This is a genomic window from Trichocoleus sp. FACHB-46, from assembly GCF_014695385.1.
Classification (GTDB): Bacteria; Cyanobacteriota; Cyanobacteriia; order FACHB-46; family FACHB-46; genus Trichocoleus.
Genome location: NZ_JACJOD010000014.1, coordinates 62954 through 76784 on the forward strand (window position 1 = coordinate 62954; position 13831 = coordinate 76784).

11 protein-coding genes are annotated in these 13831 nt (G+C 47.6%); 6 read left to right on the forward strand and 5 right to left on the reverse strand.

What is annotated here, in order from left to right; genetic code table 11:
* Positions 1-26: 26 nt before the first annotated feature.
* Together ubiE and H6F72_RS10645 are read left to right on the forward strand one after the other, a co-directional pair.
* Positions 27-809, forward strand: a complete 783-nt coding sequence (gene ubiE / locus H6F72_RS10640) for a bifunctional demethylmenaquinone methyltransferase/2-methoxy-6-polyprenyl-1,4-benzoquinol methylase UbiE (protein WP_190434524.1) — start codon at positions 27-29, stop codon at positions 807-809.
* A gap of 5 nt (positions 810-814) precedes the next feature.
* Complete coding sequence (locus H6F72_RS10645) at positions 815-2044, forward strand: DUF445 domain-containing protein (protein WP_190434527.1); 1230 nt, start codon at positions 815-817, stop codon at positions 2042-2044.
* 22 nt (positions 2045-2066) lie between these two features.
* Here H6F72_RS10645 and rsgA read toward each other — a convergent pair whose 3' ends face one another.
* The 5 genes from rsgA to grpE form a co-directional block, all read right to left on the reverse strand.
* On the reverse strand, positions 2067-3188 hold the full coding sequence (rsgA, locus tag H6F72_RS10650; RefSeq protein ID WP_190434530.1) for a small ribosomal subunit biogenesis GTPase RsgA: 1122 nt from the start codon (positions 3186-3188) through the stop codon (positions 2067-2069).
* A complete protein-coding gene (locus H6F72_RS10655; protein ID WP_190434533.1) occupies positions 3185-3454 on the reverse strand; it encodes a sulfurtransferase TusA family protein in 270 nt (89 codons plus the stop codon). The genes rsgA and H6F72_RS10655 overlap by 4 nt, the downstream gene beginning before the upstream one ends.
* Positions 3451-4578, reverse strand: a complete 1128-nt coding sequence (gene dnaJ, locus H6F72_RS10660; protein ID WP_190434536.1) for a molecular chaperone DnaJ — start codon at positions 4576-4578, stop codon at positions 3451-3453. The genes H6F72_RS10655 and dnaJ overlap by 4 nt, the downstream gene beginning before the upstream one ends.
* A gap of 89 nt (positions 4579-4667) precedes the next feature.
* Positions 4668-6626 carry a molecular chaperone DnaK gene (gene dnaK, locus H6F72_RS10665; protein WP_190434538.1) on the reverse strand — a complete coding sequence of 653 codons (1959 nt, stop codon included), beginning with the start codon at positions 6624-6626 and terminating at the stop codon, positions 4668-4670.
* A gap of 185 nt (positions 6627-6811) precedes the next feature.
* Positions 6812-7564 carry a nucleotide exchange factor GrpE gene (gene grpE / locus H6F72_RS10670; RefSeq protein ID WP_190434541.1) on the reverse strand — a complete coding sequence of 251 codons (753 nt, stop codon included), beginning with the start codon at positions 7562-7564 and terminating at the stop codon, positions 6812-6814.
* 724 nt (positions 7565-8288) lie between these two features.
* Here grpE and H6F72_RS10675 point away from each other — a divergent pair.
* From H6F72_RS10675 to H6F72_RS10690, 4 genes are all read left to right on the forward strand, one after another.
* Entirely contained in the window at positions 8289-10289 is a 2001-nt protein-coding gene (locus H6F72_RS10675) for a GspE/PulE family protein (RefSeq protein WP_190434544.1), read from the forward strand.
* A gap of 85 nt (positions 10290-10374) precedes the next feature.
* The gene (locus H6F72_RS10680; RefSeq protein WP_190434546.1) at positions 10375-11487 is read left to right on the forward strand and encodes a type IV pilus twitching motility protein PilT; all 1113 of its coding nucleotides are present in this window, start codon (positions 10375-10377) and stop codon (positions 11485-11487) included.
* A 246-nt stretch (positions 11488-11733) separates the two neighbouring features.
* Entirely contained in the window at positions 11734-12963 is a 1230-nt protein-coding gene (locus tag H6F72_RS10685; protein WP_190434549.1) for a type II secretion system F family protein, read from the forward strand.
* 237 nt (positions 12964-13200) lie between these two features.
* On the forward strand, positions 13201-13812 hold the full coding sequence (locus H6F72_RS10690; protein WP_190434552.1) for a hypothetical protein: 612 nt from the start codon (positions 13201-13203) through the stop codon (positions 13810-13812).
* Positions 13813-13831: the final 19 nt, after the last annotated feature.

A 13831-nucleotide genomic window follows, 5' to 3' on the forward strand; every position in this document is an offset into this window, starting at 1 on the left:
TTTGACGCGGTTTTATAAGTTTGGTAATGACACCCGATTGCGATCGCAAAACTTCTTTAGTAGAAAACAGCCTTAGTTCTCAACAAACTGTAGAGCTACAAAATGCGGCTCAAGCCGCTCCGATTCAAGCTTTATTTGACCGGATTGCTCCCATCTATGATCAACTTAATGATTGGCTGAGCTTGGGGCAGCATCGAATTTGGAAACAAATGGCGGTCAAATGGAGCAATTGCCAACCAGGAGACACTTGCTTAGATCTGTGCTGTGGCAGCGGTGATTTAGCCCAGCGGTTGGCTCGGCAAGTTGGCCCGACGGGTCGAGTGGTTGGCGCAGACTTTTCTAAAGCCCAGTTAGCGATCGCTCAGCAACGGCTAGAAGCTAGCTCTTGTCCTGCCATTATCGATTGGGTTGAGGCGGACGCATTAAATCTTCCCTTCTCAGATGCTCAATTCGATGCAGCGACAATGGGTTACGGGTTGCGCAACGTGACCGACATTCCCCGTAGCTTAAAAGAATTACATCGTGTCTTAAAACCAAAGGCCAAAGCAGCGATTCTCGACTTTCATCGTCCTGCTAATCAAGATTTTCAAGCGTTTCAAGCTTGGTATCTGAATACCATTGTGGTGCCCTTGGCAGAACAATTTGGCCTGCGCGAAGAATATGCTTACCTCAGTCCTAGTCTAGAAAAGTTCCCTATCGGCTCTGAGCAGATGTATCTAGCTCGTCAGGCTGGTTTCTCTGAAGCCACACACTACCCAATCGCCGGGGGTACGATGGGAGTATTAGTTGTGACAAAAGGATCTGACTAAGTACCTTGGAGCTGTCTAACCTCTGGCTTTTCGCTGGTCCTCCTGTCGTCGGTGGCATCATTGGCTACTTCACCAATGATATTGCCATCAAGATGCTGTTTCGCCCCTATCGGCCCTATTATCTGGGCAAGAAGCAACTGCCATTTACGCCTGGCTTAATTCCCAAAAATCAGGAACGTTTGGCGAAACGAATTGCAGATACCATCATGGGGTCTTTGTTGACTCCAGAGGAATTGCAAAATCTAGCCCGTCGCCTGCTGAAGACAGAGCGAGTTCAAGGAGCCATTCTATGGCTGCTACAGTTAGGGCTAGATCAAGTTCAGGCAGATAAAGAGCAAAAAACCGCCAAGATTTTAGGTGGCATTCTACGGGATTTGTTGGGCCAGTCGATGCCGCGCTTGCTCAAAGTCCTAGCGCGGCGAGAAGATTTTTTAGAAACTCAGTTGAACCAGATTTTTGATCAGGTTTTGTTGGAGTTTCAACTGACAGAAGACCAAGCGAGCAAATTGTCAGACTGGCTGCTACAAGTCGTGCTACCACCGGATGTGGTTCGCCAGGCCCTAATCGATTTTTTGACCGATCGCAACATTCAAATTATTGATGAGGGCTTTCGGGAAAAAGCGAGTGGTACTTATTGGGTCGTTGCCAATCTCTTCGGGCTGCGTAACTCTTTGACCCGTCTACGCACTTTCTGCCTGGATGAACGGGAAGCTAGCAACACTCGTATTGCCGAGCTGATTTTGTCCTTAGCCGTAAAACAGCGCTTGCGGGAGTGGTTGCAAAATCTGTCTTTACAGAATTTGCCCGTCTCTACCGTTCGGCAGCTACGCAAAACCATGCGTGACAGCGTGCGGCTTTATGTGCAGAATCGGGGAGCTGAGGTCTTGCAGGGCTTGAGCAAATCTATCGACTGGGAAAACATCGCGACGATTGTGCTCAGCCGCTTACGCAATTCTGCTGTGGTTAATGCTTCCTTAGAAACAGTGAGTCAGGAACTCGCTTTGGTTCTAGAACGATATTTAGAGCGAGATTTGGAATCTATTGTGGCGCAAGCAATTCCAATTTTAGACATCGATCAGGTGATTATTGATCGAGTCAAAGCCACTTCTGCGGCTGATTTAGAAGGGGCGATTCAAGGCATCGTCCGTAGCGAATTACAAGCGATCGTCAATTTAGGTGGCATTCTTGGTTTTGTCATCGGCTCTTTTCAGAGCATTTCGTTCTTGCTACGCTGACTCAGCGGAAATCTAGTCACGGTTAGTCAGGCTCAACTAAACCGCTATCCATATCTTTGTATAGTTCTTTGAGGTTCTGTTGTTGCACACGACGAGACACACGGCGATACCGCTTAGTTTCCAGTTTAGGTTCGTACTGAACTTGTCCTTCTTCTCCGCTTTTCACTTTAGTGGTTGATTCTGCGTCTTTGAGGCGGGCGATCGCGGTATACCGAGCGACTGCTTCATCCAGCGAATTTAGATAATCCTCGTAGCGTTCCCAGTCACCCCGAACCGCGCAGTTCGGTTCATCACGGTGCAAGCAATCACTGAATTGACAGTTGGCACTTGCCAAGCGCTGTCGTGCTTCTGGGAAACAGTAAGCTAAATCTTCTGGCGCACTATCCACTTCCGGCTGGTTAAACCCAGGCGTATCAGCTAGCAGCCCTCCTGTAGGTAGCTCGAACAATTCCACATGCCGAGTGGTGTGGCGACCCCGCCCCAACTTGCCGGAAACGCGACCGACCCGTAAGTCCAACGTTGGAATCAAATGGTTAATTAAACTCGACTTGCCAACGCCAGAAGGTCCCGCCACTACCGTGATTTTTTGGCTCAGGCGCTGTTGTAATTCCGTCAGGCCATCCTCTTGATACACGCTAATCAGAATTGGTGCATAGCCCCATTGGTTGAGGCGATCGCACCATTGCTCCTGTTCGGCTGGTGTCAGCAAATCTCGCTTATTCAAACACAACACTACGTCTATCCCAGTCGATTCCGCTTTGACTAAAAATCGACTCAGTTGATGTGGGTCTAGCGTCGGTTCTGCTAAAGCAAACACCAACAGAATTTGATCCACATTAGAAATGGGGGGACGACTTAACTCAGATGTGCGCGTCAAAACCTGGGCAATCGCGCCTCGACCACCTGCCCAGTCGGGTTCTTCAATTTGTACGCGATCGCCCACCATCACCTGCTGACCAATCTTCTTCAGCCGAGCGCGACGGGTACATAACAACTCTGTCACTTCTAATGTCTCTGGCTCAGCAAACAACAAGTGAGCAGTGTCTAATCGCACCTGATAATAATTTGCTTGAACAGCCACAACCGTTCCGAGAAGCTGGGGTGCAGCTTCGGCAGCATTGAGTTCTACTCCAGCAACATTCATGTAGAAACAGTTGGCCGTCGAACCCTTAAAGCAAAGAATTCACTCCGATCTTCCACTAGTTCAATGCCGTAACCTTCCATTGCTAGACTGTCAGGCACTTGCTCAATCGGTTCTCCTGGATCAAGCCAGACCTCTAGCAGTGAACCAGGAGCCATTTGTTCTAAGCGGAGCTTGGCTCGCACAAAGTTGAGCGGACAGGGAGTGCCACGCAGATCAATTTGAGCATCTGGAGTACCAGAGTTCGTCAATGATTCAGCGTTACTCATCCCCGAAACAGTCCTCCCAGAAATCCTTCTAATCCGCCTTTACCCGTGCGATCGCCTTTGATTTTGGCTAGCTTCTCGAGTAGCTCTCGCTCCTCAGCCGTAATGCGATTCGGAATATCAATTAAAATCGTAATTAAGTGATCCCCCCGGCTGACAGGATTGCCCAGGCGAGGCACGCCTCGATTTTCCAGCGTTAATACAGTGCTTGGCTGTGTCCCAGGTGGAATCAGCAGTTCGGCTGGACCATCTACTGTATTCACCTCTAAGCGACACCCTAGAATTGCTTGAAGGTAACTAATTTTTATTTCCGAAAGGACATTAATGCCATCTCGCTGAAATTCTGGGTCTTCGTTGATGAAGAGGTATACATAAAGGTCGCCAGGTGGGCCACCCCGTTGTCCAGCATCGCCTTCACTGGAAACTCGCAACCGAGTGCCATTATCAACCCCAGCAGGAACTGTAATCTTCAGCTTCTTGGTTTCCTGCTTTTGGCCGTTACCACTGCAAACCTCACATTTGTCCTCAATCATCTGCCCAGAGCCATTACAGGTCGGACAGACTGAGACCTGAGTAAAGCTCCCAAAGGGAGTGCGAGTCGCGCGACGCACCTGGCCAGAACCCGTGCAAGTAGAACAGGTGCGCGGTCTAGTTCCCGGTTTAGCACCAGAACCGCTGCAAGTTGCACAAGTTTCTAAGTGACTAATCCGGATTTCTTTTTCACCACCAAAAACCGCATCACGGAAGTCTAGCTTCAGGTCTAAACGAAGGTCATCTCCTCGCGCCGGACCGCCACGTCTCCGCCCAGTTGAGCCCATCCCCCCAGAAAAGCCGCTAAAGAAGCTTTCAAAGATGTCCGCAAAACCCCCCATATCGCTCATATCTTGGAAGCCAGCTCCCGCTGCGGAGCCTACGCCTGCTTCACCAAAGCGATCATAGCGAGAACGAGTTTCTGGCTCGGAAAGAACTTCGTATGCCCGATTAATCTCTTTGAAGCGCTCCTCAGCCCCATCCTCTTTATTGACATCAGGATGGTACTTCCGTGCTAAACGACGATAGGCACGCTTAATTTCCTCCTTGTCAGCGTCTCTAGAGACACCAAGTATTTCATAGTAATCGCGGGCCATAGAATGCTGTTCTGGGGGTGATTGAGGATAAAAAAATAACTAAAAGAGCGGAACGAACCATTCAATAGAGTAGAGCATTACCACCGGGGCTAGTCGATGGCTTCGTAGTCAGCGGCTACTGTATCATCATCGAAATTCACATCTTCGTCTTCATCTTGAGAAGCTTTAAAGTTATCACTGCCATCGAACGTGGGGTCACCGTCAGTGAAAGAGTAGTCTTGATCGTCGCTGGAATCTGCTGCTTGTTGATAAACGGCTGCTCCAATTGCAAACAAGGTTTGCTGGAAGGTATCGAGCCGCTGCTTCATTTCTTCAATACTAATGGAGCGATCGCCAAGAGCGGCTTGTAACTCTGTCGCTTTTTCGTTAGCTTGAGCCTTGAGAGCGTCCCCAATTAAAGCACCATTGTCTCTAATTGTAGACTCGTAGCTGTAGAACAAACTGTCTGCCTGGTTCTTCAGTTCGACTACCTGCTTGCGTCTAATGTCCTCGTCTGCAAAGAGAGAAGCTTCTTGCCGCATCCGCTCAATTTCGCCGTCACTCAAACCCCCTGTGTTGGTAATCTGGATGCTTTGTTCGCGTCCTGTACCTTTGTCACGGGCCGAGATCTTTAAGATACCGTTCGCATCAATATCAAAAGCTACTTCAATTTGAGGGACACCGCGAGGGGCTGGAGGAATCCCAGTCAGCTGGAATTTTCCTAGGCTTTTGTTGTCTCTAGCCATCGCCCGTTCCCCTTGGAGAGCATGAATCTCTACCGAGGTTTGACCATCTGTCGCGGTCGAGAAAACTTGAGTCCGACTGGTTGGAATGGTTGTATTCCGTTCAATCACCTTGGTAAAGACTTCTCCTAGCGTCTCAATACCTAGGGATAGAGGAGTCACATCTAGGAGCAGTAAGTCTTTGACTTCGCCACCCAGCACTCCACCTTGAATTGCAGCACCCAAAGCCACTGCTTCATCAGGATTCACAGAGCGATCGGGAGCTTTACCACCGAAGAACTTCCGAATTGCGTCTTGTACCGCCGGAATCCGCGTGGAACCGCCCACTAAAATAATGCGATCGATGTCATCAGTTTTTAGATCACCATCTTTTAGGGCCTGACTAACCGGGTCAATGGTGCCCTGGACTAAATGGCCTACCAGTTCTTCAAACTTAGCTCTACTGAGATCCATCTCCAAATGCTTGGGTCCAGTCTCATCGGCAGTAATAAAGGGCAGGTTGATGGAAGTTGTCACTGTACTAGACAACTCAATTTTGGCCTTTTCCGCCGCTTCCCGCAGACGTTGAAGTGCCATCTTATCCATTGAGAGGTCGATGCCTTCTTGATCGCGGAAGCAATCAATCATCCAGCGAACAATGCAGTTGTCAAAGTCATCGCCGCCGAGGTGATTGTTGCCTGCTGTGGCTTTTACTTCAAATACTCCATCGCCTAACTGCAAGACGGAAACGTCAAAGGTGCCACCACCTAAGTCAAAAACCAAAACTCGTTGGTCTTGATCTTGTTTGTCTAAGCCATAGGAAAGGGCAGCAGCAGTCGGCTCATTAATAATGCGCAGGACTTCCAAGCCAGCAATGGTTCCTGCATCCTTAGTTGCTTGCCGCTGAGCATCTGTAAAGTAGGCAGGAACTGTAATCACAGCTTGGGTAACAGGCTCACCCAAATAGTTTTCAGCATCCTGCTTGAGCTTTTGCAAGATCATGGCTGAAATCTCTTGCGGAGTATAGGTCCGTCCGCGCACCTGCACATCAACGGTTTCGTCTCGACCTTTAATGCATCCATACGGAACCCGACCGCGCTCAGCTTCGGTATCTTCCCAGCGGCGACCGATAAATCGTTTGATACTGAAGATTGTATTCTCAGCGTTGGTTACGCCTTGACGCTTAGCCAGTTGCCCAACTAAGCGATCGCCAGCCTTACCAAATCCCACAATACTCGGAGTTGTCCGCCCACCCTCAGAGTTCGAGATAACGTTCGGTTGCCCGCCTTCTAAGACAGCAACACAACTATTCGTCGTGCCTAAGTCGATACCAATGACCTTTCCCATAGCTAGCGGCGGTTAATGTAGGACAACAGAAGTGGACAGAGCTTGAGCGTTTGTGGAACCCTAATCTCAAAGCATTGTTCTTTGCCTTGAGATTCCGTAACCAATCCAACCCTTAAGCACTCAGAAGCTAGACTACCCGTAACTGCATCTGAAGCTCACAAGGATTCCTGTCAAATCAAAGCCTATCAGCTGTCTCCATGACCTCGGTCACTCTCCTCAGAGGTTACCACGGGGTCTGGAGCAGCAGCAACTTTCACCATTGCGTGACGCAAGACGCGATCGCCAAGCATATAGCCTCGGACTAACTCCTCTACAACGGTGCCCTCTGGATGCTTATCTGTGGCTTCTCGCATCACTGCTTCATGCAGGTTTGGGTCGAAGTCTTTACCTTCAGATCGCATCGGCGAAACGCCAACTCGCTTCAAGCAGTCTACGAGCTGCTTGTAGACACTCTGATAGCTCTTGTGAATGTTCATCTCGCCGTCATTTTGCGGCTTGATGTGGGAGCGAGCCCGCTCAAAGTTGTCTACGACAGGCAACAACTCGGTAATGGTGGAGCACTTAATTTTTTCTTCTAGCTCTTCTTTTTCTTTCTGAGCCCGTCTGCGGAAGTTATCAAAGTCTGCGGCGATCCTGACATATTGATTAGTCCGGTCGTCTACCTGAGTCCTGAGAGACTCCACTTCTTGAGATAACTCTTCTAGAGCTGCCTGATACTCAGATTCACTTGCAGCATTATCAGGCTCCAAAGTGAAACTTCCATTCTCAGAGCTTGCTGCTGTAGGACTATCATCATTGGCCTGGGAGGCCAAGTTGAATTCTTCGGAATTTAAATCTGCTTCTATTGACATGGTTTGGTCGGCTATTTCTTCAGGAGACCCAGAAGAATCAACTGTCAGATCTTGAAGGTTCTCTGGCTGATTTTCTTCACCCATCATTGTGCACTAATCCTACATTAAGAGAATGCTACCTTGACAACCCCGCTCTTGGCATTCCCTAAAATGCCTTAAAGGAAACTCCATCGCCAAGAGTTGACTAACTCTCAACTGGCCAACCACGAGCTAGCAGCCGTAAACTTCCACGACATACCATTCCTCATTGTAACGACTGGGTCAGTAAGTGCCTTGACTGACTTGACAATTGCGATCGCAGCTCCAGGATTGCCTAATCTGTAAATTGAGTCTTTGCAATAAGACGCTTATCTGTCTCACTAAACATAGTTGAGTTAGAAAATTCACAAATTGGGCAATGAGTTATTTATAAGTGCAATACCACCAAAGTGTGTTGCAAAATCCTACTAATTTTTAGCTCAAGGGCTATGATCTTGAGAACTTCGTTATAGTCTAAACATCAAACCAAAGGTAGATAGCCTACGCTTTGGCGACTGCTAATTAGCTGAATAGCAAAAATACCTAAAGCCAATTTAATTTTTGCCTTCCCAACTCACACTCTCCGTCATAGCCCTTTGAGTTTAAAGGACCAAGATGATAGAGCAGTCTCTAGGCGTGACCTTTAAACCTCCCAGCTTGTCAAGGCTAGAAGTACTCAAGAATCCAAAGAATAGAGAGTTGGGATCATAGATTTACCAAACATCATATTGCTACTCGTAATTCTGCCCAGGACTTGTGGGAACACTTAAAAAGGAGATCTTCTTCATCAGCTATGACTAACTCTTCATCACAGCGGCGCGCCCTTATCGTCAAGAATGACTTCTCTCCCTTTGGGAATAAGCTCATTCAGTCTGGGTATGTCAACCACGAACAGATGCAGCAGGCTCTGATTGAGAGTCGTAAATCTGGCAGACCGATTACAGAAGTTCTAGAGACTATTACAGGGCGTCAACTTACTCCCGACCTGCTGCGGCAGTACAAGAAGCAGCAGCTTTTTGAACTGAAGATTCTCTATGGGGTTGAGTCCCTTGACCCTGAAGTCAGTGACATTACTGCAAGTCAGGTGGGGCATTTAATTGATACTCTGATCCCCATTGACATTTGCCGCCGCTACCGATTAGTACCGCTCTCTAGGCATGACTCCCCCCCTGGTGTCTTGGTCGCAATGGTTGATCCTGACAACTTAGACGCTCAGGATGACCTCAATCGCATTCTGCGGGCTCAAGGCTTAGCTTTGTCTCGGATGGTGATCACGCTGGAAGACTACAACCAGCTGATTTCTAAATACTTAGATGAGCAAGTTGAGAAAACTAAGCAAATCGAAATTCAAAAGTCTGTTGATGTTCAATCTGACTTGGAAGGCTTAGAAAATTTGGATCTTCAGGATGCCCCTGAAGATATGGAAGCCAATCTAGATGATGTCGCCAAAGGAGCATCCGACGCTCCAGTCATTAGCTTGGTCAACAAAATCCTCATCAAAGCGTTGCAAGACGGAGTCTCTGACATCCACATTGAACCCCAAGAGGAATACTTAAGAATTCGTTTCCGCAAGGATGGGGTGCTACGTCAGGCATTTGATCCACTACCCAAAAAAATCATTCCAGCCGTCACAGCCCGCTTCAAGATTATTTCTGAACTAGACATTGCTGAGCGTAGAGCTCCCCAAGACGGTCGGATTCGGCGGGTTTTTCAGGACCGCAAAATTGACTTCCGGGTCAACACCCTGCCTAGCCGTTATGGCGAGAAGGTAGTTTTACGAATCCTTGATAACTCAGCGACTCAACTGGGCCTAGATAAGTTGATCTCTGATCCAGACTCCTTGCAGATTGTCCAAGAGATGGTTAAACGTCCCTTCGGCCTAATTCTAGTGACGGGACCGACTGGTTCTGGTAAAACCACTACTCTGTACTCAGCTTTAGCAGAACGTAACGATCCAGGCGTCAATATCAGTACGGCAGAAGACCCAATTGAGTACTCTTTACCGGGTATCAATCAAGTCCAGGTCATTCGTGAAAAGGGTATGGACTTTGCGGCCATTCTGCGGGCGTTCCTTCGACAAGACCCAGATGTGATTCTGGTGGGTGAAACCCGGGACAAGGAAACCGCGAAAACGGCGATTGAGGCAGCCTTGACTGGGCACTTGGTATTAACCACCCTTCATACCAATGACGCTGCTGGCGCGATCGCTCGTCTAGATGAAATGGGCGTAGAACCATTCATGGTTTCTGGAGCCCTACTTGGAGTTGTGGCTCAACGTCTCATGCGACGGGTCTGCCCCGAATGTCGGATTCCTTATAACCCTGATCCTAACGAACTAGCCAAGTTTGGGATGTCTAGCACTCACGATGCGGGAGTCACTTTCTATAAAGCGAACACACTACAGCCAGAGCAAATTCAGGAAGCTAGAGCGCAAAATCAGCTTTGCTCTGTTTGTAATGGCGTTGGCTATAAAGGGCGTAATGGTGTTTATGAGGTGATGCGAATTACGGAGCAACTGCAAGTTCTGATTGCCCAAGGTGCACCTACGGAGCGGATCAAAGAGGTTGCCGTTGAAGAAGGCATGCAGACCTTACTCGCCTACAGTCTTAACTTAGTGCGTCGAGGTGCTACGACATTAGAAGAAGTGGAACGGGTAACCTTTACTGACACAGGCTTGGAAGCTGAGCTTAAAGCTAAGCGCAAGAGTTCCCTAACTTGTCGGGTTTGTGGAGCTGAGGCTAAACCAGAATGGATAGACTGCCCTTACTGCACTACTCCTCGTTTCCAAGATTGACGAAAACTGAGTTAACTACTTTTGCGATCGTCCCCAGCTATAGGCGAATCTTACCCATCTACCTTGAAATTTGTGAGAGAAATCTATGGAATTAATGATTGAAGACTTGATGGAAGAAGTGATCGAGCGGGGTGGTTCAGACCTGCACCTTTCTTCTGGACTGCCTCCCTACATTCGCGTCAGTGGTCACTTAACTCCTACAGAGCACGAAGTCTTGACGTCTGAGAGCTGCCAGAGACTTATCTTCAGCATGCTAAACAACACCCAGCGGAAGAATTTGGAGCAGAACTGGGAGCTAGATTGCTCTTATGGTGTTAAAGGATTGGCTCGTTTCCGAGTCAACGTTTATAAGGACAGAGGAACCTACGCCGCTTGTTTAAGAGCTTTAAGTTCCAAAATTCCTAGCATGGACCTCTTAGGGTTGCCAGACATTGTCCGAGAAATGTCAGAAAAGCCTAGAGGCTTAGTGCTCGTTACTGGCCCAACCGGATCGGGTAAGTCAACCACCTTGGCTTCCATGATCAACAACATCAATATGACTCGCGCAGAGCATATTCTCACGGTTGAGGACCCAATTGAATTTGTCTATGAATCAGTTAAGAGCGTGATTCACCAGCGCCAAGTCGGTGAAGACACCAAGAGTTTCGCGAATGCGCTAAGAGCGGCTTTACGGGAAGACCCAGACGTCATCCTTGTAGGTGAAATGCGGGACTTGGAAACGATTCAACTTGCCATCTCAGCCGCTGAAACAGGCCACTTAGTATTTGGTACATTGCATACCAGTTCTGCTTCACAAACCGTTGACCGGATGGTAGACGTGTTTCCCCCGGAGCAGCAAATGCAAGTACGAGTACAATTATCCAACTCCTTAGTTGCTGTCTTCAGTCAGACTCTCGTTCCCAAAAAGAACGTCAAGCCGGGTGAATACGGTCGAATCATGGCTCAGGAAATCATGGTTGTCACCCCAGCTATTGCTAACTTGATTCGAGAAGGAAAAACATCCCAAATCTATTCCGCGATTCAAACAGGCGGTAAATTAGGGATGCAAACCTTGGAAAAAGTTTTGTCCGATCTCTATAAAGCTGGAAGTATTTCTTTCGAGGCTGCCATCTCGAAGACTTCACGACCTGACGAGATGCAGCGGATGATTGGTGGAGCACCTGCTGCGGCCCAGGCAGGTACAGCCGCTAGACACTAGTTAAGTTGTAAGCAAGTTCTAGTTTCTGACTAATAATGACTTATTGAATCAGTCATGCTGATTAGCAGAAACTAGAAACCGTTACCATTTAGCCATGTCTCGAGTAATTTTTACAGGTCAGATAAGTTAATAAATATCTGGGGAGAAGTAGCATCGCTGTTTTTGACAGTGGATACTAAGTTAGGCTTCGCTGCTCCCCTAAACCAATTTTGAGCCAATTTAACCACTTTTAGCCAGATTTGCACTATGCCTACTTACATTGCCAGTGCACGTGATGCCAGAGGAAATGCCAAAAAACAAAAAATCACTGCAAATTCTCCGGGTGAAGCTCGTTCTACGTTAAGAGAACAAGGCTTTGTGGTCCAAGACCTTAAGGAGGACAAGAGCCTTGACCTTAGTAAGATTGACCTTCAGAAGTTTCAGCTTGCTTTCACGAGCGTTTCAGTCAAAGATAAGGCCGTTTTCTCCCGACAGTTTGCTGCGCTTGTGAATGCTGGGGTGGCAATGGTTCGTAGTTTGGGTGTGCTATCTGAGCAATGCACAAATCCCAAACTCAAAGCATCACTTCTAGAAATTAATGGAGACGTACAGCAAGGTACTAATCTATCGGATGCAATGCGTAAGCATCCCCAGTGCTTTGATATGTTGTACGTCAGCATGGTGCAAGCAGGTGAGGTAGGCGGTGTACTCGACGAGGTACTCAATCGTCTAGCTAAACTTCTAGAAGATATTGCTCGGTTGCAAAACCAGATTAAGTCAGCAATGGCTTATCCTGTAACCGTCGGTGTTTTGGCAACGGTTATTTTTATTGGTATGACCGTTTTCCTCTTACCAACCTTTGCTTCTATCTTTGAGGAATTAGGAACAGAGCTGCCAGCTTTTACCCAAGCTATGCTCGCTATTAGTAAATTCCTAAGAACTCCCCAGTACGTTGTAGGCCTAATTCTGATTCTCTTTGGCCTTAGTTTTGCCTATAAGCAGTACTACAAAACACGGGCAGGTCGCGAAACTATCGATCGCTTGTCCCTGAAAGCACCTTTGTTTGGCGACTTGATTCAGAAGACTGCAACTGCTCGCTTTTGCCGTACTTTCGGAGCCTTAACCCGCTCTGGAGTGCCCATTCTTACAGCTCTAGAGATTGTGAGAGATACGGCGGGTAACCAAGTCGTTTCTAATGCGATTGATGAAGCTCGGAGAGAAATTCAAACAGGCGGCATGATTAGCATTGCTCTCCAGAGAGAACAAGTCTTCCCAATCATGGCTATTCAGATGATTAGCATTGGGGAAGAAACTGGGGAAGTTGACAAAATGCTGATGAAAGTCGCTGACTTTTATGAGGATGAGGTGGAGCAGGCAGTAAAAGCTCTAACCAGCATTATGGAACCGATTATGATCATGTTCTTAGGAGGCATGGTAGGTTCGATTCTGCTTTCCATGTATCTGCCTATGTTCAAGGTTTTCGAAAGCATTGGCTAAACATTAAAAGGCTTTGACTTTCAGTTTCTCTAAACCCTCTGCTCTTTAGTAGGGGGTTTCTTTGTAGCTAGGAGAGTCTGAATTAAGGATGGTTCAGCTAGTACAAGTTCTCACTAGCATTGATTCAGGCAATGTTGATTTAGACAATGCTACTTTCGAAACATTGAACTCTGAACTTTTAAGCCTAGGTACAATACAGAAAAGGTCTATTGCTTACTCCAAAAGTTTAATAAAGTTATGGCGATTAAACCATCTCATTACGAAGAGCTATTAGCTGAGTACAGTAACCAGCTAGCAGCGATCGCTCTATTAAAACAGCATCGGCCTTACTTAGAAATGGTGCCTAGCATGCGCCGTTCCGAAGAGAGCATTATCACTATTCCTTTACCCTTAATCAGGGTAAACCAAGCTGAGCAATTTCAAGAGCATAATGCTGCTGATTATAGTCAGGCTCGTCCCAGGGTTAAGGAATTAGTTCGGCTGCCTTGTGAGGTAGCCATTATGATGTGTGATCCAGAATGGAAGATTAAAACGGGAGTTGAGATTTTAGTCTTTATTCATCGCCCTCAAGAAGACTTTTCTACCTTATTGGGACGTTGGCGACAAACTCAAGTATGGCTCGATCGCGGGTATGAATGGCTCATGCCGCCACGCTATGAACATATTTTGAATGAGGGAGCGGAAGCTGTTCATCCTCTGTTTATCACTTTTGATGAAACACCAGCCAGAATCAAGCGTGGCCTTACAGGGGCTACGCTACCTTTCGTGAATCAATCGCTTGGCAGCGTGAATGAGGTAGAGGAGGCAGGAGAGCCTGAAACTTCTAGCAGCTTAAATCTGGAAGAATGAGTGCGAGTTTGCAGCTCGC

Excerpts from the sequence above, each read along its gene's own strand:
- H6F72_RS10680 (WP_190434546.1), top strand. The coding sequence starts at position 10,375 with ATGGAATTAATGATTGAAGACTTGATGGAAGAAGTGATCGAGCGGGGT.
- H6F72_RS10690 (WP_190434552.1), top strand. The coding sequence starts at position 13,201 with ATGGCGATTAAACCATCTCATTACGAAGAGCTATTAGCTGAGTACAGT.
- H6F72_RS10685 (WP_190434549.1), top strand. The coding sequence starts at position 11,734 with ATGCCTACTTACATTGCCAGTGCACGTGATGCCAGAGGAAATGCCAAA.
- H6F72_RS10675 (WP_190434544.1), top strand. The coding sequence starts at position 8,289 with ATGACTAACTCTTCATCACAGCGGCGCGCCCTTATCGTCAAGAATGAC.
- grpE (WP_190434541.1), bottom strand. The coding sequence starts at position 7,564 with ATGATGGGTGAAGAAAATCAGCCAGAGAACCTTCAAGATCTGACAGTT.
- rsgA (WP_190434530.1), bottom strand. The coding sequence starts at position 3,188 with ATGAATGTTGCTGGAGTAGAACTCAATGCTGCCGAAGCTGCACCCCAG.
- dnaJ (WP_190434536.1), bottom strand. The coding sequence starts at position 4,578 with ATGGCCCGCGATTACTATGAAATACTTGGTGTCTCTAGAGACGCTGAC.
- dnaK (WP_190434538.1), bottom strand. The coding sequence starts at position 6,626 with ATGGGAAAGGTCATTGGTATCGACTTAGGCACGACGAATAGTTGTGTT.
- H6F72_RS10655 (WP_190434533.1), bottom strand. The coding sequence starts at position 3,454 with ATGAGTAACGCTGAATCATTGACGAACTCTGGTACTCCAGATGCTCAA.
- ubiE (WP_190434524.1), top strand. The coding sequence starts at position 27 with ATGACACCCGATTGCGATCGCAAAACTTCTTTAGTAGAAAACAGCCTT.